The 25,721-nt window shown below is 64.3% G+C and carries 14 protein-coding genes, 1 tRNA gene and 7 pseudogenes; 6 read left to right on the top strand and 16 right to left on the bottom strand.

Going from position 1 to position 25,721, the window contains the following annotated elements:
• Nucleotides 1-100: 100 nt before the first annotated feature.
• Nucleotides 101-1,201 carry a tricarballylate utilization 4Fe-4S protein TcuB gene (tcuB, locus tag ACTGJ9_RS36645; RefSeq protein WP_456674996.1) on the bottom strand — a complete coding sequence of 367 codons (1,101 nt, stop codon included), beginning with the start codon at nucleotides 1,199-1,201 and terminating at the stop codon, nucleotides 101-103.
• Nucleotides 1,188-2,578 (bottom strand): annotated as a pseudogene (gene tcuA, locus ACTGJ9_RS36650) (FAD-dependent tricarballylate dehydrogenase TcuA). The gene tcuB and the pseudogene tcuA overlap by 14 nt, the downstream one beginning before the upstream one ends.
• Before the next feature lie 156 nt (nucleotides 2,579-2,734).
• On the opposite strand from tcuA, the pseudogene ACTGJ9_RS36655 reads away from it, so the two are divergent.
• Nucleotides 2,735-3,428, top strand: a pseudogene (locus ACTGJ9_RS36655) (GntR family transcriptional regulator).
• 10 nt (nucleotides 3,429-3,438) lie between these two features.
• On the opposite strand, the gene ybaK reads toward ACTGJ9_RS36655, so the two are convergent.
• The 8 genes and pseudogenes from ybaK to mobB all read right to left on the bottom strand — a co-directional run bounded on the left by ybaK (nucleotide 3,439) and on the right by mobB (nucleotide 13,296).
• Complete coding sequence (ybaK, locus tag ACTGJ9_RS36660) at nucleotides 3,439-3,912, bottom strand: Cys-tRNA(Pro) deacylase (RefSeq protein ID WP_456674997.1); 474 nt, start codon at nucleotides 3,910-3,912, stop codon at nucleotides 3,439-3,441.
• A gap of 224 nt (nucleotides 3,913-4,136) precedes the next feature.
• Nucleotides 4,137-6,902, bottom strand: coding sequence for a formate dehydrogenase subunit alpha (gene fdhF, locus ACTGJ9_RS36665; RefSeq protein WP_456674998.1), 2,766 nt, complete (start codon nucleotides 6,900-6,902; stop codon nucleotides 4,137-4,139).
• Entirely contained in the window at nucleotides 6,899-8,608 is a 1,710-nt protein-coding gene (locus tag ACTGJ9_RS36670) for an NADH-ubiquinone oxidoreductase-F iron-sulfur binding region domain-containing protein (RefSeq protein ID WP_456674999.1), read from the bottom strand. The genes fdhF and ACTGJ9_RS36670 overlap by 4 nt, the downstream gene beginning before the upstream one ends.
• A gap of 245 nt (nucleotides 8,609-8,853) precedes the next feature.
• Nucleotides 8,854-9,137, bottom strand: a pseudogene (locus tag ACTGJ9_RS36675) (hypothetical protein).
• 88 nt (nucleotides 9,138-9,225) lie between these two features.
• Nucleotides 9,226-10,878 carry an OFA family MFS transporter gene (locus ACTGJ9_RS36680; RefSeq protein ID WP_456675000.1) on the bottom strand — a complete coding sequence of 551 codons (1,653 nt, stop codon included), beginning with the start codon at nucleotides 10,876-10,878 and terminating at the stop codon, nucleotides 9,226-9,228.
• Nucleotides 10,879-11,194: 316 nt separating this feature from the next.
• Nucleotides 11,195-11,458: a sulfurtransferase TusA family protein gene (locus ACTGJ9_RS36685; protein WP_456675001.1), complete on the bottom strand. Its 264-nt coding sequence runs from the start codon at nucleotides 11,456-11,458 to the stop codon at nucleotides 11,195-11,197.
• A gap of 44 nt (nucleotides 11,459-11,502) precedes the next feature.
• Nucleotides 11,503-12,759: a molybdopterin molybdotransferase MoeA gene (locus ACTGJ9_RS36690; protein ID WP_456675002.1), complete on the bottom strand. Its 1,257-nt coding sequence runs from the start codon at nucleotides 12,757-12,759 to the stop codon at nucleotides 11,503-11,505.
• Nucleotides 12,760-12,768: 9 nt separating this feature from the next.
• Nucleotides 12,769-13,296 (bottom strand): molybdopterin-guanine dinucleotide biosynthesis protein B, encoded by a 528-nt coding sequence (gene mobB, locus ACTGJ9_RS36695; RefSeq protein ID WP_456675003.1) that lies wholly within the window; start codon nucleotides 13,294-13,296, stop codon nucleotides 12,769-12,771.
• 107 nt (nucleotides 13,297-13,403) lie between these two features.
• Here mobB and fdhD point away from each other — a divergent pair, with 107 nt between their 5' ends.
• A complete protein-coding gene (fdhD, locus tag ACTGJ9_RS36700) occupies nucleotides 13,404-14,294 on the top strand; it encodes a formate dehydrogenase accessory sulfurtransferase FdhD (protein WP_456675004.1) in 891 nt (296 codons plus the stop codon).
• A 64-nt stretch (nucleotides 14,295-14,358) separates the two neighbouring features.
• Nucleotides 14,359-14,958, top strand: coding sequence for a molybdenum cofactor guanylyltransferase MobA (gene mobA, locus ACTGJ9_RS36705; protein WP_456678743.1), 600 nt, complete (start codon nucleotides 14,359-14,361; stop codon nucleotides 14,956-14,958).
• Nucleotides 14,959-15,080: 122 nt separating this feature from the next.
• On the opposite strand, the pseudogene ACTGJ9_RS36710 reads toward mobA, so the two are convergent.
• The 4 genes and pseudogenes from ACTGJ9_RS36710 to ACTGJ9_RS36725 form a co-directional block, all read right to left on the bottom strand.
• A pseudogene (locus tag ACTGJ9_RS36710) lies at nucleotides 15,081-16,052 on the bottom strand (FAD-dependent monooxygenase); the annotation flags it as partial.
• A 43-nt stretch (nucleotides 16,053-16,095) separates the two neighbouring features.
• A pseudogene (locus ACTGJ9_RS36715) lies at nucleotides 16,096-18,044 on the bottom strand (molybdopterin biosynthesis protein).
• Nucleotides 18,045-18,057: 13 nt separating this feature from the next.
• A pseudogene (locus tag ACTGJ9_RS36720) lies at nucleotides 18,058-19,163 on the bottom strand (molybdopterin-binding protein).
• 55 nt (nucleotides 19,164-19,218) lie between these two features.
• Nucleotides 19,219-20,046 carry an extracellular solute-binding protein gene (locus ACTGJ9_RS36725; protein WP_456675005.1) on the bottom strand — a complete coding sequence of 276 codons (828 nt, stop codon included), beginning with the start codon at nucleotides 20,044-20,046 and terminating at the stop codon, nucleotides 19,219-19,221.
• 252 nt (nucleotides 20,047-20,298) lie between these two features.
• Between ACTGJ9_RS36725 and ACTGJ9_RS36730 the strand changes: the two genes are divergently transcribed.
• Entirely contained in the window at nucleotides 20,299-21,513 is a 1,215-nt protein-coding gene (locus tag ACTGJ9_RS36730; protein ID WP_456675006.1) for an ABC transporter substrate-binding protein, read from the top strand.
• A gap of 26 nt (nucleotides 21,514-21,539) precedes the next feature.
• On the opposite strand, the pseudogene ACTGJ9_RS36735 reads toward ACTGJ9_RS36730, so the two are convergent.
• Nucleotides 21,540-22,503, bottom strand: a pseudogene (locus tag ACTGJ9_RS36735) (TAXI family TRAP transporter solute-binding subunit).
• Nucleotides 22,504-22,610: 107 nt separating this feature from the next.
• On the opposite strand from ACTGJ9_RS36735, the gene ACTGJ9_RS36740 reads away from it, so the two are divergent.
• Nucleotides 22,611-23,585: a Bug family tripartite tricarboxylate transporter substrate binding protein gene (locus tag ACTGJ9_RS36740; RefSeq protein WP_456675007.1), complete on the top strand. Its 975-nt coding sequence runs from the start codon at nucleotides 22,611-22,613 to the stop codon at nucleotides 23,583-23,585.
• A gap of 351 nt (nucleotides 23,586-23,936) precedes the next feature.
• Nucleotides 23,937-24,012, top strand: a tRNA-Ile gene (locus tag ACTGJ9_RS36745).
• A 225-nt stretch (nucleotides 24,013-24,237) separates the two neighbouring features.
• On the opposite strand, the gene ACTGJ9_RS36750 is transcribed toward ACTGJ9_RS36745, so the two are convergent.
• The gene (locus ACTGJ9_RS36750; RefSeq protein WP_456675008.1) at nucleotides 24,238-25,650 is read right to left on the bottom strand and encodes an AAA family ATPase; all 1,413 of its coding nucleotides are present in this window, start codon (nucleotides 25,648-25,650) and stop codon (nucleotides 24,238-24,240) included.
• Between the last annotated feature and the right edge of the window lie 71 nt (nucleotides 25,651-25,721).

Genomic DNA, 25,721 nt, shown 5'->3' on the forward strand with positions numbered 1-25,721 from the left:
GCGCCAGCGCGGCGCCCATGCCGGTTGCCGCGTCACGCCGCCGCGATCGAGCAGACGATCGCGTTTCTGTGCGAGGGTCGATTCAGTCCGCCCTGACGACTCACGCCGACGTTCGCCGCTCCTGCGCGTAACGCACCAGCGCCGCGAATCGATAGATGCCATGCACGAACTTGCCATAGGGCATCGTAACGAACAGCGCGAACACCGCGCCGAGATGCAGCGCCAGCAGCGGGCCCATGGCGGCGGTCTCGCGCAGGAGCAGAAGCAGCATGCCCGTGAGCCCCGTCAGGAACAGCATGGCGATGAAGCCAACATCCATGCCGTAACGATTCTCGTCGAGCAGCTCAGGCGCCCGGCGCGATTTGGCGACGAGCAGCCCGACAGGGCCGACAACGAGGCCGATGCCGCCGAGCGTGCCGAGCACGACCGGCAGATCCCACCACGGATACGGAGCCTCCCGCCCGAGGAGGTAGTGGTACAGCGTGGCGACCGAGGTCGCGGCGAAGCACAGTAGGAAGCCGTAGAACGTCAAATGATGGAAAAGCTTGCGCCGGTCCGTCGGCGTGTCGTCCTCATTGTAGCAGCCGACCCCGCCGCCATGGAGATAGCGCAGCTCGCCGGCGTCGCGGATGGCCTGGAATATTGAGCCGCCGTCAGCCCGGCCGCCGATCGGCGCGCCGATGTCGCGCCAGAATGCGCGCACGCTCATGGTCATCGCGAAGATCGCATAGAGAAAGGCCGCGCTGAACAGCGCGGCCATGGCATTATGCGGCATCAGCTTGTAGAACGCGCCGGGACCAGTGTGCACGCCAAGCAGCACACCGCGGTCGTTGAGAGCCGCAAAGCCGAGGATGAAAGCGGCCATGCTGAGCGCGGCGACGATGCTGATGACGAGGCCATTGCGTGCGAAAGCTCCGGACAATGCCCGCGGCCAGGCATAAGCAGCATAGGATTCGGCGCGCGCCACCGCCAGCGTCTTTGGAACGTTGACGTTGAATTCGTGCGGCGGCGAGAACTGGCAGTCGACGTAGCAGGCGCCGCAGGAATGGCAGAGGTTGGCAAGATAGTTGAGATCGCCATCGGAGAAGGCGCGTCTCAGCTCCATCGCGGGAAACACCGCGCAAAGACCCTCGCAATAGCGGCAGGAATTGCAGACCGTCATCAGACGGTCGGCTTCGTCCAAAATTCTAGTTCCGTGCATGTTTCGCCGCTTCCCGTCCTGCGATCCGCCCGAACACGCTGCCGATGGTCATGCCCATGCCGGCGGCATAACCCTTGCCGAGCACGTTGCCAGCCATGATCTCGCCGGCTGCAAACATGTTGGCCGACGGCTTGCCGTCAGCCATCTGCATCCGCGCCTGCTTGTCTACGCGCGTGCCGAGATAAGTGAAGGTGATACCCGGCCGCACCGGATAGGCGAGATAAGGTGGGGTCTCGATCCGCCGCGCCCAGTGCGTCTTGGGGGCGTGATGCCTTCGGTCACGCAATCGTCGAGAATGGTGTGGTCGAAAGTGCCGGGCCGCACCGCGGCGTTGAATTCGGTGATGGTCTTTTCCAGCGCGGCCGGATCGAGCTCAAGCTTGGTTGCAAGCTCGGCGATCGTCTGTCCGGCAATCGGCGGGAACAGCGTCGGCATGAAGCTCGTGACGACTGTGGAGTCGAAGATGATGTAGGCGATCTGGTCGGGCTGCGCCGCAACCAGGCGACCCCAGATCGCGTAACGCTTCGGCCAGATGTCCTCGCCTTCGTCGTAGAAGCGCTGCGAATGCTTGTTGACGACGACGCCGAACACGACGGAGTCATGCCGCGTAATGATGCCGCCGTCGAATTTCGGCGCGCGGGCGTCAATCGCCACCGCATGGCACTGGGTGGGATCGCCGACCTCCTGCACGCCCCTGTCGAGCAGCAGCTTCAGGATCGAACCGCGATTATAGGGCGTACCGCGGATCAGGAAATTGTCGGCGGCGTCGCCCCAATATTGCTTCAGCCATTCGATGTTGGCCTCAAACCCGCCGGCCGCGGCGACCAGCGAGGTCGAGCGGATCTCGGTCTCGCCATCGATCGGCCGCTTCAGGCGCGCAGCAAGGAACATGCCGTCTTCGATCACGAGGTCGGTGACCTCGGCGTCGTATTCGATGTCGACGCCGAGCCGCTCGGCGGTGAGATAAAGCGCATTCAGCATCGCGCGACCGCCGCCGAGGAAAAAGGAGTTGGTGCGGCCCAGACTGAGCGTGCCGCCGAGCGACAGTTGCCAGCGCACGCCCTGCTCCACGATCCAGTTCAGAATGTCCTTGGATTCCCGGATCATGTGGCGAGCTAGCACCTCGTCGGTCTGTCCGCCGGTGACGCGCAGGAGATCCTCCCAGAACTCCTCCTCGGTATAGGGACCGGTCAGGATTTCGGTTGCGGTGTCATGGGCGCAACGCATGTTGCGGGTGTGACGGGTGTTGCCTCCGCGATAGAACTTTGGCGCACCTTCGAGCACCAGCACCGAGGCACCGCCGCGGCGGGCACCGATTGCTGCGCACAGCGCCGCGTTGCCGCCGCCGATCACCAGCACATCGTATTTGCTGCCCATGCCGTCTGTCCAATTCGACGAAGTTAGAGACATTCTGCCCGCAGGCGGTCCTGGTCAAGCGATCCGCCATTGCGTACTATTGTATACAAATATATACATCAGCGCTGCAAGCGGCATCTGTGCATGGGCAGGATGCGCATTGGGGCCCGAGGATTCATGGCCAGACGCCCGGCAAAGCTAAGCGGATCGATCGCACGTGGCGGCGGCGTCCCGCTGGGCGAAGCAGTGTTCCGCTCGCTCTGCGAGGCGCTGCAGGCCGGCAGCTACCGCGCCGGCGATCGCCTGCGTGAGGAGGAGGTCGCCCAGCGGCTCAAGGTCAGCCGGACGCCGGTGCGCGAAGCGCTTGGCCGTCTCGCGGCACGTGGCTTCGTCGAGCCCGCCGGCGGCCGCGGGCTGATCGTCCGCAATCTCGACATTTCCGAGGTGCTCGAGCTTTACGCCATGCGCGAAATCATGGAGGGCGCCGCCGCCCGCCTCGCCGCCGAGCACGCATCTGCGCCGGAGATCGGCGCGCTCCGGGACATCGAGCTTGCCTCTCGAAGTGTCCGAAACCGGTGCCGCCGAGATGGCAGGAGAAATGGCAAGGCTCAACCGTGCCTTTCACGAAGCCATCTGCCGCGCCGCGCGGAACCGCTATCTCGACAACGCGTCGCGGGAACTACAGGACTGGATCGCCCTGCTCGGCCCGACCACCTTCACCGTGACGGGGCGCCCCTCAACCAGCCATAGCGAGCATCAGGCCATCATCGAGGCCATTGCCGTGCGCGACGGCGACAGGGCCGAACAGCTCGCGCGCGCGCATATCCGAGAGGCGCTGCGCTGCCGTCTCAAGCTGCTGCGGAAGCAGTAGGGCTGGATCCTCAAGCGAGCACGTCCGCTGCGATCGCCTTCAAGAGGTCCCGCACATCCGTCGGTTTCATCCGTACCTGCAGGCCGCGCTGACCGCCATTGAGATAGATCAGATCTTGTGCAAGCGCGCTCTGCTCGATCACGGTACGCACCGGCTTTCGCTGCCCGAACGGGCTGATGCCGCCGACCTTGTAGCCGGTGACACGCTCAGCCTCCGGCGGCTTCATCATCTGCGCCGACTTGCCGCTCACGGCCGCGGCGAGCTTTTTCATCGAGACTTCCTGGTCGGACGGAACGATCACGCAGATCGGCTTGCCGTCCACCAGCGCCATCAGCGTTTTCAAGACGCGTGCCGGGTCTTCGCCGAGCGCAGTGGCCGCATGAAGGCCGATGCTCTCGACGTCGGGATCGTAATCGTAAGCGTGGACGGTGTAGGCAACACGAGCGGCCGTCAGCGCACGGGTGGCTGGGGTGACCTTGGACATGCACGAGGCTTACGACCGTCGTTGCCGGCGGCGAAGCGGCGCAGACGCCACGCACTCAGTCGTCGTCCCGGCGAAGCCCGGGACCATAACCCCAGGAAGAGGTTTGGCGATGACTCGGTACTGCGACTTTCTTCCACCGAGAGATCACGCGGTGTGAATCCCGGCCGTCGCCGGGACGACAGCGGTGATTTGGCAAACACCGTGCCGCCAAACGATCGCAGCCCCTACTCCGCCGCGTCCCGCATCTCCGCGCGTTCGGCCCTCGCCGCGCAGAACTTGAACTCCGGGATCTTGCCGAACGGATCGAGCGCCGGGTTGGTCAGCAGGTTTGCGGCCGCCTCCGCGTAGCAGAACGGCATGAACACCATGTTCTCGGGCACGTCGCGGTCGGAACGAACCTTGACCTCGACCGCGCCGCGGCGGGTTTCCAGCCGAATGAAATCCCCGGGCACCAGCTTCTTCCTGTGCATGTCCTTCGGCGACATGAACGCGACGGCCTCAGGCTCGATCTGGTCGAGCACCTGGGCGCGGCGCGTCATCGAGCCGGTGTGCCAGTGCTCGAGCACGCGGCCGGTCGACAGCACCATTGGATACTCGGCATCAGGCAGCTCATCCGGCGGAATGACATGGGCCGGCACGATCTTGCCGCGGCCGCTCGCGGTCGGGAAGCCCGTTGTGAAGATGATCTCGTTGCCGGGCTTGTCCGGATCGTCGGCCGGATAGGTGACGGCGCCTTCGCGCACCAGCCGTTCCCAGCTGATGTTCTTCAGTGACGGCATCAGCTCCGCCATTTCGGTGTAGACCTCGCCCGGGCCGGAGTAATTCCAGGGCAGGCCCATGCGCTTGCCGATCTCCTGGATGATCCAGAGATCCTGCCGCGCATCGCCCGGCGGCTTGATCACCTGGCGCGCGAGCTGCACGCGGCGGTCGGTGTTGGTGAAGGAGCCGTCCTTTTCCGCAAACGCAGAGGCCGGCAGGATAACGTCGGCGTGGAACGCGGTCTCGGTGACGAAGAGATCCTGCACCACGAGATGATCAAGCATGGCGAGCGCCTGGCGCGCATGCTGCAAATCAGGGTCGGACATCGCGGGGTTCTCGCCCTCGATATACATGCCCTTGACCTCGCCGGCGTGGATCGCGTTCATGATCTCGACCACGGTCAGGCCGCGCACGGGATCGAGATCCTGTCCCCACAGCTTCTCGAAACTGCCGCGCAAATCGTCGCGGCCGACCGGCTGGTAGTCCGGCAGGAACATCGGGATCAGGCCGGCATCGGAGGCGCCCTGCACGTTGTTCTGGCCACGCAACGGATGCAGGCCGGTGCCGGGACGGCCGACCTGGCCGGTGATCAGCGCGAGCGCGATCAGGCAGCGCGCATTGTCGGTGCCGTGGACATGCTGGCTGATGCCCATGCCCCAGAAGATGATCGACGATTTTGCGCGCGCATAGGTCCGGGCGGCCTCGCGCAGCGTCTGTGCCGGGATGCCGCAGATCGCCTCCATCTTCTCCGGCGTGAATTCCTTGATCTTCTCCTTGAGATCCTCAAAGCCCTCGGTGTAGCCGGCGATGTACTGATCGTCGGTCAGGCCTTCGGTGATGATCGTGTTGATCATCGCGTTCAGCATGGCGACGTCCGAGCCCGGCTTGAACTGCAGATGCTTCGTCGCATGACGCGACAGTGTCTGCCGGCGCGGGTCCATGACGAAGAGCTTTGCGCCGTTCTTGGCCGCGTTCTTGATGTAGGTCGCGGCGACGGGATGATTTACCGTCGGATTGGCGCCGATCACCCAGATCACCTCGGCGTCCATCGCCGCCGAGAACGGCGCCGACACAGCGCCCGAGCTGAGGCCCTCGAACAGGGCCGCGACCGACGAGGCGTGGCACAGACGGGTGCAGTGATCGACATTGTTCGAGCCGAAGCCGGTGCGCACCAGCTTCTGGAACAGATAGGCCTCTTCGTTTGAGCCCTTGGCCGAGCCGAAGCCGGCCAGCGCCTTCACGCCCTTCTCATCCCGGATCTTGACCAGGCCCTTGGCGGCGATGTCGAGCGCCTCGTCCCAGCTCGCTTCACGGAAATGCGTGAAGGGATTGGCGGGGTCGACCTGGTCGTTGGAATCCTTCTTCGCATTCGGCAGCCGCACCAGCGGCTTTGTCAGGCGGTGCGGATGGTGGATGTAGTCGAAGCCAAAGCGGCCCTTGACGCAAAGACGGTTGTGATTGGCCGGGCCATCACGGCCTTCGGCATAGATCACCTTCTCGTCCTTGACCTCATAGGTCACCTGGCAACCGACGCCGCAGAACGGACAGAGGGAATCTACCTTCTTGTCGGCATAGGTGACGCGTGTCTGCTTGTCGTCGAGCATCACGGCCGGCATCAGCGCGCCGGTCGGGCAGGCCTGCACGCATTCGCCGCAGGCGACACAGGTGGACTCGCCCATGGGATCGTCAAAGTCGAACACGATCTTGGCGCCGTGATTGCGGTAGGCCATGCCGATGACGTCGTTGACCTGGACCTCTCGGCAGGCGCGCACGCAGAGGCCGCACTGGATGCAGGCATCGAGATTGACGCGCATCGCAGGATGGCTGGCATCGGTCTCCCAGCGCTCGGCGGCGGGAAAGCGGCTCTCGGTCACGCCAGTCGTCTCGGCCCAGTGCCAGAATTTGGACTCCGGATCGTGCGACGTCTCGCGCGCCGGCTGGTCGGCCACCAGCAGCTCCATCACCATCTTCTGCGCCGAAACCGCCCGCGCAGATTCGGTCTTCACCTTCATACCGACCGACGGCGTGCGCTTGCAGGACGCGGCCAGCACGCGCTCGCCTTCGATCTCGACCATGCAGGCGCGGCAGTTGCCGTCAGGGCGATAATCGGGCGCCGGCGAATAGCAGAGATGCGGAATCTCGCGGCCCTGACGTTCGGCGACCTGCCAGATCGTCTCGCCGGGTTTGGCCTCGACCTGCTTGCCGTCGAGCTCGAACGTAATCTTCGTCATTCGGCCGCTTCCTTGAACTCGTCAGGGAAATATTTGATCACGGAGGACAGCGGATTCGATGCCGCCTGTCCGAGCCCGCAGATCGAGGCATCGCGCATCGCCTGACTCAATTCTTCCAAAAGGGCGCGGTTCCAGACCGGCTTCTGCATGAGTTGCGCCGCCTTCTGGGTTCCGACCCGGCACGGCGTGCACTGGCCGCAGCTCTCGTCCTCGAAGAACTTCATCAGGTTCAGCGCGGCTGCACGCACGCTGTCGTTCTGCGACAGGATCACGATCGCCGCCGATCCGATGAAGCAGCCGTATTTCTCCAGCGTGCCGAAATCGAGCGGGATGTCGTCCATCGATGCCGGCAGGATGCCGCCGGACGCGCCGCCCGGAAGATAGGCATAGAACTGATGGCCGTCGGCCATGCCGCCGCAATATTCCTCGATCAGCTCGCGCACGGTGATGCCTGATGGTGCGAGCTTCATGCCGGGGTTCTTGACGCGGCCCGACACCGAGAAGCTGCGCAGGCCATGGCGTTCATGACGGCCATGGCCCTTCCACCAGTCGGCGCCCTTTTCGACGATGTCGCGCACCCACCACAACGTCTCGATGTTGTTGATCAGCGTCGGCAGGCCGAACAGGCCGACCTGGAACGGATAAGGCGGCTTGTGCCGGGGCAGGCCGCGCTTGCCCTCAATACTTTCGAGCAGCGAGGATTCCTCGCCGCAGATGTAAGCGCCGGCGCCGCGGCGCATGTGCAGCGTCGGACCACCCGCGGGGAGTTTTGCGATCTCCCGCTCCAAAATCTCGCGCGAGGCCGGATATTCGTCGCGCAGATAGATGTAGACGTCGGAGGCCTGCACCACATGCGCGCCGATCAACATGCCCTCGATGAAGCGATGCGGGTCGGTTTCGAGATAGACGCGGTCCTTGAACGTGCCGGGCTCGCCCTCGTCGCCGTTGATCGCCATCAAGCGCGGACCGGGTTCGCCGAGCACCGCGCGCCATTTGCGCCCCGTCGGGAAGCCGGCGCCGCCGAGGCCGCGCAGCGAGGCGTCGTCAAGCGCCTTCAGCAAATCGTCGTTTGGCAGCTCGCCGGAGCGCAGACGATTGAGCAGCTTGTATCCGCCGCCGGCGACATAAGCGTCGTAGCCGATATATTTCGGCAGATGCGGGTGGGTGTCGCCGGCCTTTGCGGCGGCGATCACATTGGCCACGGTCGCATGGTCGACGAAGTTGTGGCCGACTTCCGCGGCCGGCGCGGTATCGCAGCGGCCGACGCAGGGCGCACGCACGACGCGGATGCCGGGGCCCGACGCGCTCTGCAGATCCTCAAGCAGCTTCTCGCCGCCGAGCATCGCGCAGGTCAGCGAGTCACAGACGCGGATCGTCAACGGCGCGATATCAGGTTCGCCTTCCTTCACCACGTCGAAATGCGCGTAGAAGGTCGCGGTCTCGAACACTTCGGCGAAGGCGAGCTTCATCTCGTCGGCGAGCGCAGCAAGATGCGCGGCCGAGATTTGGTGGTATTTGTCCTGGATCAGGTGCAGATATTCGATCAGGAGGTCGCGCCGCCGCGGCTTGTCGCCGAGCAATTGCTCGATCTCGTGCGCGGCTGTCGGATCGACCTGACGGCCCTTGGGCGTGGCCTTGGCGCGCTTGCGCCCCTCGCCCGGATGCTCGAATTCCCTGACCTTGTGAACGTCGTCGTTGCTGCTCATGGAAACGTCGCGTTCTCCTCAAAAGCGCGATGATCTAAGGGCGGACGCCATCGCGATCCGCTCTCATACCCAAGGCCGATTGACCGGGAACCGCGTCTCGCGCGTGCCGCGGATCGAGCCTCATCCAATCGACTGTAGTCTCTGGTATGCCAGATGCAAGAGGAATTTAGAACGTCTCTATAACGCTTTAGGAGCCGGCAGCCGCGCCGCCATGCCCCTCTCCCAGACACCATGCGGAACCCGGCTCAGGTCTTCTCCATGCAGTCCTGGATGTAGAACCAGCGATCGTCGCCGATCAGCCCCTTGACCTTACCTCGGCGCGGCAAGCCTTCAGCTTCGGCTTGTTGGCGGTCCACTTCGCCTTCATGTCCTTTAGCTTTTGCATGGTGAGTTTCATCTTGCCCGGCGGCTTGGCATCCTTCGTCGTGGCAGGTGCCGGTGTTGCGGGCGCGGTTGCGGTCTGGGCAGACGCGGTGTGAAGGCTTGCTACCAGCAGCACGGCGGCAAGACAGATACGGGTATGAAGCATAGGAATCCCCCTAGGTCCCATTCTCAATTATTTTGTAAGGCGAGTACCGCGGGCGCTGGCATCAGCCTCCCGCGGTTGCGGGTTGCGATCAGAGAATCTTCACCGCGCTTTCGAGCGTCTTGTACACGCCCCATGCCAGCGGGATGCCGACGAAGAGCCAGAACAGCGCAGCCTTGACGTCGAGGCCGCCGGTGCCGATCCCGAAGGAGCCCGTCTGAATCGGACCTGCGCCGGCGTTTGCCGCCTGCAGCTTCGCGACTTCGGCCTCGCTCATGTACCATTTCGAATCGACCGGCTTGACCAGATAGTTGCAAATGATGCCCGCGATCAGCATCGCACAGAGGATGTACATGGTCGTGTTGTAGAGCTGGTCGCGCGGCACGCCCGCCGCGAGCTGGAACTCGCGGATATAGTTGACGACGACTGGACCGATGATGCCTGCAGTCGACCATGCCGTCAGCAGCCGGCCATGGATGGCGCCGACGAACTGGGTCCCGAACATATCGGCGAGATAGGCCGGCACCGTGGAGAAGCCGCCACCATACATCGACAAAATGATGCCGAAGCCGAGCACGAAGAGCAGCTTCGAGCCCATCGCCGCGAAGGTCGGCGCCAGCGCGTAGAGCACGATGCCGAGGATGAAGAACGTGTAGTAGGTGTTCTTGCGGCCGATGTAGTCCGACAGCGACGCCCAGACGAAGCGGCCGCCAATGTTGAACAGCGATAGCAGACCGGCGAAGCCCGCCGCGATGCCGGCGATGACCGTCTTCTGCTCGGCCGAGAGCTGACCAAAGGCGAGCTCCGGGTGGCCGATCAGCTTGCCCGCGAATATCTCCTGGAGCATCGGCGAGGCCATGCCGATCACGCCGATGCCGGCCGATACGTTCAAGCACAGTACCCACCAGATCAGCCAGAACTGCGGCGTCTTGTGCGCATTGTCGAGATGAACGTTATGCTCGGAGATCATCGTCTTCTTCTCGCTCGGCGGCGTCCAGCCGTCGGGCTTCCAGCCGGCCGGCGTCACGCGATAGGCGAAGGCGCCGATGGTCATGAAGACGAAATAGACGACCGCCATGACGACGAACGTCTGCCACACACCGACGTCGGTGGAGGTCTTGAAGTAGTTGATCAGGAGGTTGGCAAACGGCGCGCCGATCATGGCGCCGCCGCCGAAGCCCATGATGGCCATGCCGGTCGCCATGCCGCGGCGATCGGGAAACCATTTGATCAGCGTGGAGACCGGCGAGATGTAGCCGAGGCCAAGGCCGACGCCGCCGATCACGCCGGAGCCAAGCCACATGATCCAGAGCTGATGGGTATAGATACCGACGGCGCCGAGCAGCAGACCGCCGCACCAGCACAGCGCGGCTACGAAGCCGGCCTTGCGCGGCCCGACGCGCTCGAGCCAACCGCCCCACAGAGCGGCGGACACGCCGAGCACAACGAAGAACAGGGTGAACATCCACCCGAGGCTCGCAACCTTCCAGTCGCAACTGGTGGTGAACAGCTCCTGCCACAGCGACATGTCCGGACAGGCCTTCGGCGCGGTCAATCCGATCGCGCGCGACAGCGGCAGCCAGAACACCGAGAAGCCGTAGGCCATGCCGATGCAGAGATGAATGCACAGCGCCGCCGGCGGCACCAGCCAGCGATTGAACCCGGCGGTCGCGATGGTCCGCTCGCGATCAAGAAAACCTGCGCCAGCGCCTGAAATCCTTCCAGCGCTCTCAACTGTCGTCATGAATTCCTCCCCTGCAGCTGTCCTTCTGAGCAGCTTGCCGCTACCATCCTGGTCCTCAGCCCGTTGCGGTGCAGCTGTTGCCCCTGCTGCTCCGCACAATCACCCGACACGCGCCAGGATCATCACGCGCGTCTGGAAGTTAACCCCTCGAGCGGGGCTCTATGCCCGATACGATTTGCAGGCTTCGCAAGTGGCCCGTTGATCCGCTTACCGCGGACAGGACTCAACCTCCCCGCCTGCATGGGCAAAGTCAATTGGGGCAGAAGCCGGGTTCGATGTCGATAGATAAATGGTCGGTATCAGCGCGGTAACGCGCTCAAGAACGCAGCGCAACATTGGCACTGCCTATCGAACCATTTGCTTTTTCTATCAAGAACACGATGCGCGCGTCGTTGCGGTCGGTGATCTCCACCTTGTCGCCGGTCTCGCGGATCAGGTTCGGAATGTCGATCACCGACAAGGGATCCGTGCAGTGCACTTCGAGCTGATCGCCCGGCTGCAATGGTTTCAGCGCCTTGCGCGTCTTCAAGGCGGGCAGCGGGCATTTCAGCCCGGTGAGATCAAGCGTCGTTCTGGTCATGAGCGCAACATGGCGGCAGGGGTCGATGGCGTCAACGCGTCGCCTCAGATCAGATCGGCATAGGACAGGAAACCTACACTGTCGTCCGGCTCGACACGCGTGATATCTTCGCCGAGCTCAACGAGGCCGTCGGTCTCGACCAATGACGAGAGCAGTCCGGCGCCCTCGCGCGGGAACTTGACCGCCTCCAACGCGCCGTCGTCTCCCCGGCGCAACGAGGCGCGAACATATTCGCGCCGGCCGATCTTCTTCTTGTAGGTGAAGGCGGCGCGCACGGGGATCGGAATGAGCTTTTCCGGCAGACTGCCGGCGAGTGCCAGCACGGTCGGCCGCACCACATGGACGAAGGTGACGAAGCTCGCGACGGGATTGCCGGGCAACCCGATCAACGGCGTGCCGCCGATGATGTCCATCGCCACGGGCCGTCCCGGCTTGATCGCCATTCGCCACAGCACCAGCGAGCCGACGCTCTCGACCGCCGCCTTGACGTGATCTTCCTCGCCGGTCGAGACCCCGCCGGTGGTGAGGATCAGATCCTGGTGGCCTGCAACCCGTTTCAATCCGTTGGCGAGCGAGGTGCGTTCGTCGCGCAAAATACCGAGGTCGGAGACCTCGCAGCCGAGACGGCGCAGCATCGCCATCAACATGAAGCGGTTGGAATCGAACAGCTGCGAGGTCGCGCGCGGCTCGCCGGGCGAGACCAGCTCATCGCCGGTGGAAAAAACGGCGACACGGATACGCCTGACGACATCGAGCCGGGTCAGACCGAAGGCAGCGGCAAGCGCGACATGCTGGGGCCGCAGCCGCTGGCCGGCGCGTAACGCGACGTGCCCAACAGGAATGTCCTCGCCTGCCGGACGAACATTGGCGCCTGGCTTCAGACCGGGCGGCAGCACGATCTCGCCTGAAGCATCGATGCGGACGTCTTCCTGCATGAAGACCGATTCGGCGCCCGGCGGCATCGGCGCGCCCGTGAAGATACGCGCGGTGCGGCCGGGCTTGATCGGTGCTTGCGCAAGGCCACCCGCCTGGATGCGGCCATCGAGCGGGAATGCCTGTTCCGTTTCTCGAGGAAGATCGACGTTGCTCACGGCGTAACCGTCGACGGCGGAGTTGGTGAAGGGCGGCAGCGGCAGCGGCGCCGCGATATCGCGCGCCAGCACACGCCCGTCGGCATCGACCAGCGCGACCGCATCAAGATCGGCAATCGCACTGACGCGTGCCCTGATCAGGCCAACGGCCTCATCGACCGACATCATCGGTCCGCCGAAGGCAAAGCAATCGTCCGACAGTTGCGCCATGGTGCCTCGTCAGCGCATCGCAGCGCTTTTCGCGACCGCTTCCTCGACCGGCATCGCCGCGCGCAGCAGCAATGCCGCGGCGGCCTCGATGTCATCGAGATGGACGGTCGGCAGTTCGGTTTCAACCGCGATGTCGGTCGCAATTCCGACAATGCCGGGATCGTCAGGGAACAACAGCGGCTTGTCGTTGGCGGCGCGATGCACCTCGATCTTGCGATGCGGCTCGCGCTTGAAACCTTCGACCACCACGAGATCGACCGCGGACAGCTTGCTCAACAGTTCCGGCAGCCGCGGCTCGGCCGCGCCGCGTAATTCGTGCATCAGGGCCCATCGGTTCGACGAGGCCACCAGCACCTCGGCCGCACCGGCCTCGCGATGGCGCCAGGAATCCTTGCCGGGCACATCGACGTCGAACCGGTGATGCGCATGCTTGACGACGGAGACGCGCAGGCCCTGCGCGTTGAAATGCGGGATCAGCCGCGTCAACAGCGTGGTCTTGCCTGCACCGCTCCAGCCTGCAAGGCCGATGACTTTCATTGCAACTCGATCTCCGCCGGGCGCATCAGGCGGCCGGAACCGCCTTCTCCATCGTCGTGCGCATGCTTATATCGGCTTGACCCGAATGTCATGCTAACGTCGCACCCATGATGAAGATCGACAAAGCCCCGGTGCCCCTGATCGTCCCGAACCCCGACGATCCGCGCATGACCCAGAGCGTGACCGGGACTGACCAGACCGGCGCCAAGGTCGAGATCAAGGTGCCGATGGAGCGGCCGCTGACGCTCTACCTGAATTCGCAGGAGATCGTCACCATGATGACGATCGGCGACCATCCGGAATATCTGGCACTCGGCTACCTGCTCAACCAGAACATGCTGAAATATAATGACGCGGTCACCGAGGTCGAATACGACGACGACCTCCAGGTCGTGGTGGTGCGCACCGAGCACCATACCAATTTCGAAGCCAAGCTGAAAAAGCGCACGCAGACCTCGGGCTGCGCGCAAGGCACCGCCTTCGGCGACCTGCTGGAGGCGGTCGAAAGCGTCGCGCTGCCGAAAGCCGAGTTGCGCACCTCCTCGCTTTACCAGATGACACAGACCATCAACACGATGCCATCGCTCTACCTGGAGGCCGGCGCGATCCATGGCTGCGTGCTGTGCAAGGAGGGCGAGCCGCTCTGCTACACCGAGGACGTTGGCCGCCACAACGCCGTCGACAAGATCGCGGGCTGGATGTATCGCCACGGCGTCGATGCGTCCGACAAGATCCTTTACACGACAGGACGTCTCACCTCGGAAATGGTAATCAAGACGGTGCGGATGGGAATCCCGATCCTGGTGTCGCGCTCCGGCTTCACCGCCTGGGGCGTCGATCTCGCGAGGCAGGTGGGTTTGACGCTGGTCGGACGCACGCGCGGAAAGCGCTTCATCGCGCTCGCCGGCGAGGAGCGGATCGTCTACGACCAGAGCCTCGATTACGTCGAAGAGGAATCGGCGAAGCACAAGCGTAAAGGCGAAGGTGGTGACGACTAGGACTCCGGCAACGAGCATTCCATCGACTCTCGGCGTGCTGCTCGCCGGCGGCCTCGCGCGCCGCATGGGCGGTGGCGACAAGCCGATGCGGACCATCGGCGGCCGCACCATCCTGGAGCGCGTGATCGCACGCCTCGCGCCCCAGTGCGACGGATTGATCCTCAATGCGAATGGCGATCCAGCGCGCTTCGCCGCGTTCGGTTTGCAGGTCATTGCCGATGACGTGCCCGGCTTTCCCGGCCCGCTTGCCGGCATCCTGGCCGCGCTCGACTGGACCGCGGCAAACCGGCCGGAGATCGAATGGGTGCTCAGCGCCGCCGGCGACTGCCCGTTCCTGCCACGCGACCTCGTCGCGCGCCTGCATGAGGCGCGGACACGGGAGAACACGCAACTTGCGGTCGCCGCATCCGGCGACCAGTCGCATCCGGTGATCGGCCTCTGGCGCGTCGCCTTGCGCAACGAGCTACGTCACGCACTGGTCGTCGAGGATCTCCGCAAGATCGACCGCTGGACCGCGCGGTACCCGCTGGCGACGGTGACGTGGCCCGCCGAACCGCTCGATCCTTTTTTCAATGCCAACACGGTCGACGACATCGCCGAAGCCGAGCGGCTCGCGGCGCTGGATGACGCTCTAGCCGCCAGCGGCACCGACCAGGCGTCGTAGCCGTAGACCCAACTCGTATCGGTCCGCTCCTTCAGCCAGATGTTGGCACGTGAGGTCTCCTGCACCCGCGTGGTCCGCAGCTTGCGGGTCGCCTCGAAGCGGCGGAAGGCATCCACGATGCCGTCGCGGTCGACACTTTCGAGGCAGCGCGACAGCACCGCGGCATCTTCGATCGCCATCGCCGCACCTTGCGCCATATAGGGCGTCATCGGATAGCAGGCGTCGCCGAGCAGCGTCACCTTGCCGTCGGCCCAGCGCTCCAGCGCATCGCGATCCATGATCGCCCATTTGTGCACGTCGGGACATGCCGCGAGCACCTTTCCGACCTGCGGATGAAAGCCTTCGAACGAGGCACGCAGATCGCGCACATCGCCCTTCGCCGACCAGGACTCGATGCGGAAGCTGGGCTCCGGCTGGCTGGTGACGAGATAGACCTCGCTACGGTCGGGCTTGACGTAATAGATCACGATGTGGCGGTCCTCGCCCCACCACTTCGTGCAATCGTCGATTTTTTCGACGAGCAGTGTCGCCGGATAGGTGGTGCGGTAGGTGATGCGGCCGGTGAATTTGACCGGCGCGGTATCGAACAAAATGTCGCGCACCGCGGAATGTACGCCGTCGGCGCCAATCACGGCATCGGCAACAGCGCTGGTGCCGTCGGCAAAGCCTAACCGGACGCCCTCGCCGGTCTCGTCGAGACCGACGAGCTTGTGGTTGAGCCTCACAAACTCATCCGGCACGACGCTCGCCAGCGCTGCGTGAAGATCGCCACGATGCGCCAGCAGATATGGCGCACCGAACTTCTCCTCCGCGCTCTCGCCAAAGATCATGTCGAACTTGATCTCGCCGCTCTTCCAGTCGCGGTTATTCCAGGACCGCGGATAGAACGAGTGCTGGCGCATCCGCCGCTCAAGCCCGAGCGCGCGCAGCACCTTCATCGCATTGCAGCCGATCTGGATGCCGGCGCCGATCCGGGCGAACTGGGAGGCTTGCTCGTAGACCATCACATCGACGCCGACGCGCCTGAGCGCCGCAGCGGTCGCGAGCCCGCCCATGCCGGCACCGACGATCGCAACCGAAAGCGGCCTTGCCATCGCGTCCCCGCCTGTCGCGCGGCTTGAACACCGCGTCGTCCACTTAGGCTGGCCGGAAGCCAGCGCGCTCCAGCGCTGCGCGCGCCTCGTCCGAGCCGAGTGCGTCAAGAAACGCCTGCACCGCCGGACGTTGCTTGCGCGCCGTCACCAAGGCAAAATCATAATGCTCTTCCGCGAGCGGAATGAAACCGAGGCCGACCGCATGGGCGACCGGCGCAATGGTCATGCCCCAATCGGCGCGATGCTGCGCGACGGCTGCGGCGACCGCATTGTGCGAGCGCGGCTGATTCCAATAGCCCTCCGGACGGGCGCCACCGAGCAGCCGGTCGATCAGGATCCGCGTGCCGGCGCCCTGGTTGCGGTTGACCATGATGCAGGCGGGGTCGGCCAGCGCAGCAGCGACGGCCTCCTTCGCGCCGAGCCCCTCAAAACGCTTGTCGCCCTTGCGGTACACAATGCCCTGCATCCGCCGCCAGCCCGGCACGAGCGCGAGCCCTTCGGCGAGGTAAGGCGTGTTGTAGGTCTCGCTCCTGTCGTCGAACAGATGGATCGGCGCGAGATCGCATTCGCCGCGCTTCGCTGCCGCAAGTCCGCCGAGGCTGCCGACGGCGATCGAGCGCACGGTGAGGCCGGCATGCGCGAGCGGTGCGGTGACGATGTCGAGGCCGGTGCAATGGCTGCCGACGATGACGAGATCAGGCACCCGCACATGTGGCGTAAACAGAGTAACCTCTGCTTCGGTGCCCGCCGGCATCTGGTCGGCGAGCGCGTCGATGCGCAAAAAGCCGTCGGCCTGCGCAAACGACGTGATCGCACCAGAGCCTTTGCCGGAGGGATAGGCGATCAGGCCGTCCTTCCCATCGACCAGCGAGACCATGACGAATTCGGTGCGGCCGAGCTCGGAAGAAATGCGTACCGGCACGGTGGCACTCACCTTGGCATCGGAGCGCGCCGGCAACCCGGCCATCTTGCGCAGCGCCGGCACGATCATGTCGTGGAAGGTGAACATCGCCGAGGTCGGAAAGCCCGGCAGGATCACGACCGGCTTGCCGTCGCATACCGCGAGACACAACGGCTTGCCGGGCTTGAGCGCAACACCATGCGCGATGATGCCGGGCTCGCCGAGCCGGCCGATGATGCGATGGGACAGATCGCCCGCCCCTTTCGACGTGCCGCCGGAGAGCACCAGCATGTCGGCGTCCGCCAGCGCCTGGCGCATCGCGGCTTCGAGCCTGGCTTCGTCATCGGGAATGGCACCGAGGAAGATGGCCTCGCCGCCATTCTCGTCAATCGCGGCCGCGACGATGGCGCCGTTGGTGTCGTAGATCGCGGCCGGCGCAAGCGTCTCGCCGGGCTGCACCAGTTCGTCGCCGGTGGACATCACCGCGACGCGCGGCTTCCGCGCAACTTTCACCTCGGCGATGCCACAGGCCGCCAGCATGCCGATCTCGCGCGAGCCTATGATCGTGCCGGCGCGCAGCAGTGCCTCACCGCGCGCGATGTCGAATCCGGCATAGGACACGAATTGCCCGGGCGAGACCGCACGACGGACCTCGATCGTGGCGGGGCTGGCCGGCTGGGTGTGCTCGACCATGACCACAGCATCGGCGCCTCGCGGCAACGGTCCGCCAGTAGCGATTGGCGTTGCGGTCCCCGCTGCGACTTGCAGCTTAGGCACGGTGCCGCAGTGAATGGTCTCGCCGTTCAGGACGAGCCGCACGGGGCGCCTTCACCGGCGGCCGAAATATCCGCCGAGCGCACGGCAAAACCATCGACGTTGGAGCGGTCGAAGGGCGGCACGTCGATCGGTGCGGTGATGTCTTCGGCCAGTGCCGTACCGAGCGCATCGGCAAGCTTGCGCTGCTCGCTCGGGATCGCGCGCGGAAACAGGGCCGCCTCGAAGCGCGCGAGCGCCTCCTCGCGTGAGAGGATCTGGAGGAATTGCTCCTGTTCGAGCGCGCTGCGGTCTGACGCTTTTGAGATCATGGTCATGCCGGAACCCATATCATTCCCGCATCAAATAAGCATCGACCGCTTCGCCCGCCGCAAATCCCTCATGGCTGGCGGGAATGAGCAGCCATGCATCCGCTCTGGCAATGGCATGGAGCGGCCATTCACCGACTGCAAGCGGCATCCACGCTCTATGTTCCTCGGCCAGCAGAGCGATCTCGGCAATGCCGACGTTGGAGGCGATTTTTCGCGCGAGCGGCATGGTCACTGTGCGGCGCGGCTGCCGCGCCGACATTTTATCGATGAGCGGAAGCACCAGCGCGAACCAAACCGCGAGCGCCGAAGCGGGCGCCCCGGGCAATGCAAGGACGGGAACTTTTCCGAGCCGCCCAGCGGCTGAGGTGCGGCCGGGCTGGAGCGCGAGGCCGTGGGCGAATTCGGCTCCACGCTGGGCTAGCGCCGTCACCGCGGCATCCGCGCGACCGACGCCGCTGCCGCCGATCGTCAGCAGCAGATCGCAGAGGAGACATCGAGCGCCTCCGCGATCGATGCCGCATCGCGAGCGCCGACCTTATGCGCACTCGCATGCAATCCTGCCGCGCGCGCGAGGTCGGTGATCATCTGCATCGTCGCGGTTGCGCCCGGCACGTTGACAATGCGCAGCCGCGGTCGCCTGACGCTCAGCCTTTCGACATCGGCGACACGCGCGAGCAACAGAGTCGCTGCATCGACGGGATGTCCTGCTGTCGCCGCAGGCGAGCGGTCTGCGATGTCGCCGCTGGCACGCCCGACGCCTTGCCCTGGAACGCCCTCGGCCAGAACCTGGACGAGCGGGCCCGACACCTCGACCGCCCCGGCATCGAGCACGCAGTCGCATCCCGCCGGCATCACGTCGCCGGCGTCGACCCACACGGGAGGCCTGGTCAGAGGCAGCGGCGAATAGGAGGACGCACCGACCAGATCGTTGGCGCGCAACGCCCAGCCATCTACGACGGCGATGTCGCATGGCGGATAGGCTGCGAGTTGCGGCATTCCCGCGGCGATACAGCCGACCGCTTCAGCCAGCGGCAATTCGACTGGCGCGACCGGATCGACCCCGCGCAGCAAAACAGCGAGCGCAGTGTCGAGCGGCGTCAGCGAGGGCGGCAGGCGCTGGGTCATGCCTCATGATGGACCACGCATCGCGCATTTTGGCAACCGCTCGTGCCTCGGCCAATCAGTGCTTGTCCGCGTTCGGAAAGAATACCTGTTGCCCGTCAACCTTGAAGCTGGCGATCGCCGCCTGCCCTTCCGGCGAGATCAACCAGTCAACGAAGGTCTGGCCCAGCTCTTTCTTGACGTTCGGATGCTTCTCCGGGTTCACCAGCATCACGCCGTATTGGTTGAGCAGCCGCTTGTCGCCCTCGACGACGATGTCGAGATCGCCGCGTTCCTTGAAGGCGATCCAGCTCGCGCGGTCCGCGAGCACATAGGCATTCGCCGCGCGTGCGGCGTCGAGGGCGGCGGTCATGCCCTGCCCGCTCTCGCGATACCACGCACCCTTGGTCTTGGCGATGTCGATGCCGGCAACGATCCAGAGTGCAAGCTCCGCCGCGTGGGTGCCGGAACGATCGCCACGGGTGATGAACGGTGCCCCCTTGGCCTCGATCGCCTTCAGCGCTGTCGCGATGTCCTTGCCCTTCACGCCGGCGGGATCTCTCTTCGGCCCGATCAGCACGAAATCGTTGTACATCACGTCGTAGCGCTTCGTGGCAAAGCCGTCGGCAACGAATTTCTCCTCCTGCGGCCGGGCATGCATCAATACGACGTCGACCTCGCCCCGGCGTGCAACGTCGAGCACCTCGTTGCTGTGGCGTGCGATTACCGTCACCTCGATGCCGGTCTTGTCGCGGACAATCGGCAGCAGATAGTCGAGCAGGCCGGAGTCCTCCGTCAATGTCGTCGAGGCCAGGACGATCGCGCGATCCTCGGCAGACGAGGCCGCAATGGCCCCCGAGAGGCCGCAGAGAAGCGCAAATGCAACGGTCAGTCGGCGAACGGCCATGACGGGTTCCCATTAAACAAGACGCGATCATGATGCTCGATTGCGCCGCACTCGTGACGGACTTGTCTGTCGCTCCAGCAACAGGAGATAGAGCTTGAGCCTGACCACCGTCGAGAGGCAAGTCCACCAGGCGCCGCTTCGCGGCCTGAGATTGACGCCCGCCCCAAAATAGTTGCAAAAGAAACCAATTCAGCCGGGCCGTACCCGGGACAAGCAACTTCGGCCAACGAGCCGGATCAGGGGAGGACAAACGTGAATCCAGCGAGATTTGGACTGCCGATAGCGGCCGCCTTGACGGCGGCGCTGCTGTCGGGCGGCGCAATGGCGCAGGTGTCCGACGACATCGTCAAAATCGGCGTGCTCACCGACATGAACGGCCCGGCCTCCGCACCGACCGGCCAGGGCTCGGTGACGGCGGCGCAGATGGCGGTCGACGATTTCGGCGGCACTGTACTCGGCAAGCCGATCAGCATCGTGATCGGCGACCACCAGCTCAAGGCCGATGTCGGCGGCGCGATCGCGCGGCGCTGGTACGACGTCGACCAGGTCGATCTGATCGTCGACGTGCCGGTCTCCGCCGTTGGCCTGGCGGTGCAGAACGTCGCAAACGAAAAGAAGCGGCTGTTCATCACCCACTCGACCGGCACCGCGGATTTCCACGGCAAGTTCTGTTCGCCCTACGCGATGCAATGGGTGTTCGATACCCGCGCGCTCGCGGTCGGCACGGCGGATGCGGTGGTCAAGCGCGGCGGCGATAGCTGGTTCTTCATCACCGACGACTATGCGTTCGGCCACTCCCTCGAACGGGATGCCTCCAGCGTCATCACCGCCAATGGAGGCAAGGTGCTCGGCTCGGTGAGGCCACCCTTGGCGACGCCCGACCTCTCCTCCTTCGTGCTGCAGGCGCAGGCCTCCAAGGCCAAGATCATCGGCATCGCGGCAGGTCCTCCGAACAACATGAACGAGATCAAGACCGGCTCGGAGTTCGGCGTGTTCAAGGGCGGCCAGCAGATGGCCGCGCTGCTCGCGCTGATCACCGATATTCACGGCCTTGGCTTGCAGGCAGCCCAGGGCCTGTTGCTGACGACCTCGTTCTATTGGGACATGGACGACAAGACGCGCGAATGGTCGAAGCGCTATTTCGCCAAGATGAACAAGATGCCCTCGATGTGGCAGGCCGGCGTCTATTCGAGCGTGATCCACTATCTCAACGCCATCAAGGCGACCGGCACCGACGATCCGCTCAAGGTCGCGGCGAAAATGCGCGAGACGCCGGTCGAAGATTTCTTCGCCCGCAACGGCCGCCTGCGCGAAGACAATCTGATGGTGCACGACCTCTGGCTGGTGCAGGTGAAGACGCCGGAAGAAAGCAAATATCCGTGGGACTATTACAAGATCCTCGCCACGATTTCCGGCGACAAGGCGTTCGGTCCCCCGGACCCGGCGTGTCCGATGCTGAAGAAGTGAGATCGTGACGGTCGCTCAGGTGACCGTCACTTCACCACACCAATCTCGCGAAAATACTGCATCACGCCCGGATGAATCAGCTCCGGCTTCGGGGCCGCCGCGACCGTGTTCGCCGCGGTGGTCTCGCAGGCCTGGGCGAGCTTCCTGCAGAAGGTCGCCTCGGCGCCGTGCAGCGTCTTCGCGAGGCGATAGGCGATATCGTCGGGCAGATCCTCGCGCGTCAGGACAAAGCTCCAGGACCCGAGCGAGGCGATCGGCTCGGACTGTTTGGGATAGGAGCCGGCCGGCACGATCAGGGGTTTAAGGAACGTATGCCTGGCGCGGATGCGCGTGATCTCCTCAGTGCTGGGCGCGATGAAGCGCGCGCCTGACGCGCTCGAGGCCACCGCCGCAAAACCAGGCCAGCCGATGCCGGCGCCCCAGAGTGCGGCGACGCGGCCATCCTCGACCATTGCCGGGCCGTCGCCCGCGCGGTCGAGATAAACAGCCTTGAAATCCTCGTCCTGCTTCAGGCCGAGCCCGTCGAGCACGTAGCGCGCCAGGATCGGCAGGCCCGAGCCTTGGCGCCGAACGCCACCGGCTGGCCGACCAGATCGCGAATCGTCTTGTAGGGACTGTCCCCCGCACCACGAACATGCCGGGGTTGGAATAGATCGCGGTCAGGATCTTCAGCGCGACCTTGGCGCGGTCGATGCCGGCGAAGGCCTTATAGGCCGGCTCGCCGGCGACCAGCGCGAGGTCCAGCTCGCCCTTCTCCAGCAGCGGAATGTTCTCGTTGCTGCCCTTGGTGTTGCGCGGGGCGATGGTGAGCGAGGCATCCGCCGCATTCATCACCTCCGCAAAGGCGTTGCCGTAGAGCGGGAAACCGCCGCCGGGCGTGGCGGTGCCGAGGCTGAGTGTCCTAGTCGGAATGGCCGTACCTCCGGTTTGAGCAGCGGCAGGGCTGATGAGCAGCGCCGCACCGAGAAGGATGAAGGACGCAGATCTCATGATGAGTCCCGGCGGGCCTGCGTCAACACCGACCTGCGGCGATGTAGGCAGCGGCCCGATTTTGTGAAAGCATGCAGCCCAACGACAATAGAACAATGGGAGGCGTCATGTTGCGAATTTTGCGGTGCGCAGCTTTTGGGCTCGTGTTTCTTTCAACGCTTTTCGCAGCCTCCCCTCCCGCCTCTGCCGCATATCCCGACCGCCCCGTGCACTGGATGATCGGCTTTGCCGCCGGCGGCCCGGTCGACATCGTCGCGCGCATCATGGCGCAGGCGCTGTCGGATCGCCTCGGCCAGCAATTCATCGTCGAGAACCGCGCCGGCTCCGGCGGCAACATCGCGGCCGGCGCAGCGATCAACGCAGCCCCCGACGGCTACACGCTGCTGTTCGTCGCGCCCAACAACGCGATCTCGACCTCGCTCTACAAGAAGCTGCCGTTCGACTTCCTGCGCGACACCGTGCCGGTCGCAAGCATCATGCAGCTCACCAACATGCTGGTCGTCTCCAATGCGATGCCGGTGAAGACGGTTCAGGAGTTCATCGACTATTGCAAGGCCAATCCCGGCCAGATCTCGTTCGCCTCGTCCGGCAACGGCACCTCGGTGCACATGTCGGCGGAGCTGTTCAAGGCGATGACCAAGTGCGACATGGTGCATGTGCCCTATCGCGGCTCTGCGATCGCCTTCCCCGACATCATCTCCAACAAGGTGCAGCTGATCTTCGACAACCTGCCTTCGGCGCTCGAGCAGTCGCGCGGCGGCAACGTCCGCGCACTTGGCGTGACCTCGCCACAGCGCTGGCCGAGCCTGCCCGATGTGCCCGCGATCGCCGAGACCGTGCCGGGCTTCGAATCGGTCGGCTTCTACGGCATCTCCGCGCCGAAGGGCACGCCTCCCGAGATCGTCGAGATCCTCAACAAGGCCGTCGGCGACGCGCTGAAGGACCCGAAGGTGATCGCGCGGCTGACCGAGAACGGCGGCATCCCCAAGCCGATGACGCCCGCCGAGTTCGGCAAGCTCGTCGCTGACGAGACCGACAAATGGCGCAAGGTCGTCGAGTTCGCCGGAGTCTCGGTGGACTGAGCGGACGGCCTGCCACGGGCCGGGATCTCGCGAGCGAAACGTGTCGAGGGGACCGGCAGGTCCCCTCCCAGCAAGAACCTGCGAAAACAACCCCATGCACAGTAGAAAAGACAGGCGATTTCAGCGGCTTAAAGACGCGAAAGCGCGCACCGCCCCAAAACACATTTGACACGTCGGGCAAAACAATGGCATAAGCCCATGATCGCGAAATTCGGTTATTCGGAATGCGTCTCGACCAGGCAGCGCCGACGGCTTCGGGTCGCCAGCCCCGGCATTGCACCCCCGCCTCCGGCCCTGTAAACGAACCGCGCACCGTTGCCGGCCGCGCGTTCCCGCGGCCGCCCCGCGGCGGGGCCTGTAGCTCAATGGTTAGAGCCGGCCGCTCATAACGGTCTGGTTGCAGGTTCGAGTCCTGCCGGGCCCACCATTGTTTTCAACTACTTTGTGCGGACACTTTGAAAACGACTCGATTTCCGCTTTAAGAACGACTCGATTTCGTTTTGAAAACGACTCGATCTCTCAACCTCCTGAGCTGCCTATCGAATTCCGGCTCAATTTTTTCGCCTAAATTTGAGGGTCGGAAAAGTGAGGGGGGTCCTTTTCGTCCATGACGCGCAACCTTAGCCAAGGACTGCTTGCGAGGCGATCTGAACTACCCGGCCCTTTCTTCTCCCTGTTGCCTCCGGAGATCGACAACCTCGACGTCACATCTCCCGTCTGCCGCGAGCGCGGCGCCGGCGTGATCGGCAAACAGCTTGTGATACTTTTCGACGAGCCCCTTATCCCCTCTCCAGCCGGCGTCCCGTTGCTTGTCAGCGAGGGGGCGGTCGATGAGCGCGTACTTCTTCGAAACGTCAGCCGGGGCTATAGCCAACTGGCGAAGTCTATCATCCCGCTCGATATGCATGGCATCGACGATGACGGATCGGCCGCTGCCGAGAACTTTGGCGCTACGCATCCGCACTTCGTGGAATATCTCGGACTGGGCGCCGCGCACTTCGCCATCTGAAGTCCATTCCTTCCTGACTTCGTCCGAAGAGACGACATCCATGCCCTGCGTTGCCGACCAAGTCGATTTTCCGGCTCCCGAAGGACCGACTGTGAGTGTCATGCTCTGACCGCAGCGCGGCCAGTTCCAACCCGGAATGTCGAAATCAACATCGCCGATAGTCGCCTCGTAGTAGTCGGAGAACCGCGCGATCTCGTCTGGCTCGATGAGGTCAAAGTGCGCTACCTGGTTGCGCGTGCGGCTCGCAAGACCCAGCAAATTGGCTTCATTCGGCGAAAGAATATCTTTCGTGAACTCCCGAAGCTCATAGAACTCAAGCTTCCAGAAGTTCGTGGTTGTCTTTAAGCGCCCGTTGAAAGTCCTGACGTAGGGCCGCTCGGGAGACACCTGCTTGGCCAGGAAATGCTGGTATCGGGCGATGAGCGCTCGCAGCACGCGATGGGCGAATGGCAACAGAATGCTCGCCTGTGCGCTCCAGACTCGCCGCCGGATGTGGTCGACGTATCCGTGTTTCAGCGCGGCGACCGCGTGCGCGGCTGGCTCGTCATCCCAGTAGTCGACCAGGCCATTTTCCCAACACGGAAACGGATACTGTTTTCGAGCCGCGAGGCGATCGAGCAAAGGAAGGGGAGCGATCTGATCAGCCGCGGGCCAAACGACTGTCTCCTCCAGAAGCTCACGCGACCAGCTCGCCAATTCGATCGCCGCCGCGTGCCCGACGCGGGAGGTCAGCCCCTGCGCGGGACGAGCGCCGATCGCCGCCGCATAACTTGCACTGTCGTAGCGGTCGCACATGCCCAGGGTCGAAACAAGAGTTGCAGGCCCGCACAGCGCCGATCGCTGGTCTCGACTAAGGGCTGTCGGCAGCAGGACGAGCACGACCGGCCCGACAACAGTCTCCTCCGCGGGCTCGGCCATGAGCTGGCGCAGGAACAAGCTCCAGCGACGCAGTTGCGTGCGGTCGAGTCCGTCGACGATCTGACGTCTGGTTTTCCCGTCAACATCTGCCCAAGAGCGGATCGCCTCCGAGGTCCCAGATGCGCCGGAAGGAAACATGGGCCCGCGGTTAGCGGTTAGTCCCGAGTGTCACGGCTCGTTCCGGTGGCGTGGAAAGTCTTTCCGCACCT

It is taken from the genome of Bradyrhizobium sp. RDM12, from assembly GCF_051917485.1.
Classification (GTDB): Bacteria; Pseudomonadota; Alphaproteobacteria; order Rhizobiales; family Xanthobacteraceae; genus Bradyrhizobium.

Coding starts and splice junctions, on each gene's coding strand:
- tcuB (WP_456674996.1), bottom strand. CDS start 1,201: ATGCACGGAACTAGAATTTTGGACGAAGCCGACCGTCTGATGACGGTC.
- ybaK (WP_456674997.1), bottom strand. CDS start 3,912: ATGTCCAAGGTCACCCCAGCCACCCGTGCGCTGACGGCCGCTCGTGTT.
- fdhF (WP_456674998.1), bottom strand. CDS start 6,902: ATGACGAAGATTACGTTCGAGCTCGACGGCAAGCAGGTCGAGGCCAAA.
- ACTGJ9_RS36670 (WP_456674999.1), bottom strand. CDS start 8,608: ATGAGCAGCAACGACGACGTTCACAAGGTCAGGGAATTCGAGCATCCG.
- ACTGJ9_RS36680 (WP_456675000.1), bottom strand. CDS start 10,878: ATGACGACAGTTGAGAGCGCTGGAAGGATTTCAGGCGCTGGCGCAGGT.
- ACTGJ9_RS36685 (WP_456675001.1), bottom strand. CDS start 11,458: ATGACCAGAACGACGCTTGATCTCACCGGGCTGAAATGCCCGCTGCCC.
- ACTGJ9_RS36690 (WP_456675002.1), bottom strand. CDS start 12,759: ATGGCGCAACTGTCGGACGATTGCTTTGCCTTCGGCGGACCGATGATG.
- mobB (WP_456675003.1), bottom strand. CDS start 13,296: ATGAAAGTCATCGGCCTTGCAGGCTGGAGCGGTGCAGGCAAGACCACG.
- fdhD (WP_456675004.1), top strand. CDS start 13,404: ATGATGAAGATCGACAAAGCCCCGGTGCCCCTGATCGTCCCGAACCCC.
- mobA (WP_456678743.1), top strand. CDS start 14,359: ATGGGCGGTGGCGACAAGCCGATGCGGACCATCGGCGGCCGCACCATC.
- ACTGJ9_RS36725 (WP_456675005.1), bottom strand. CDS start 20,046: ATGGCCGTTCGCCGACTGACCGTTGCATTTGCGCTTCTCTGCGGCCTC.
- ACTGJ9_RS36740 (WP_456675007.1), top strand. CDS start 22,611: ATGTTGCGAATTTTGCGGTGCGCAGCTTTTGGGCTCGTGTTTCTTTCA.
- ACTGJ9_RS36750 (WP_456675008.1), bottom strand. CDS start 25,650: ATGTTTCCTTCCGGCGCATCTGGGACCTCGGAGGCGATCCGCTCTTGG.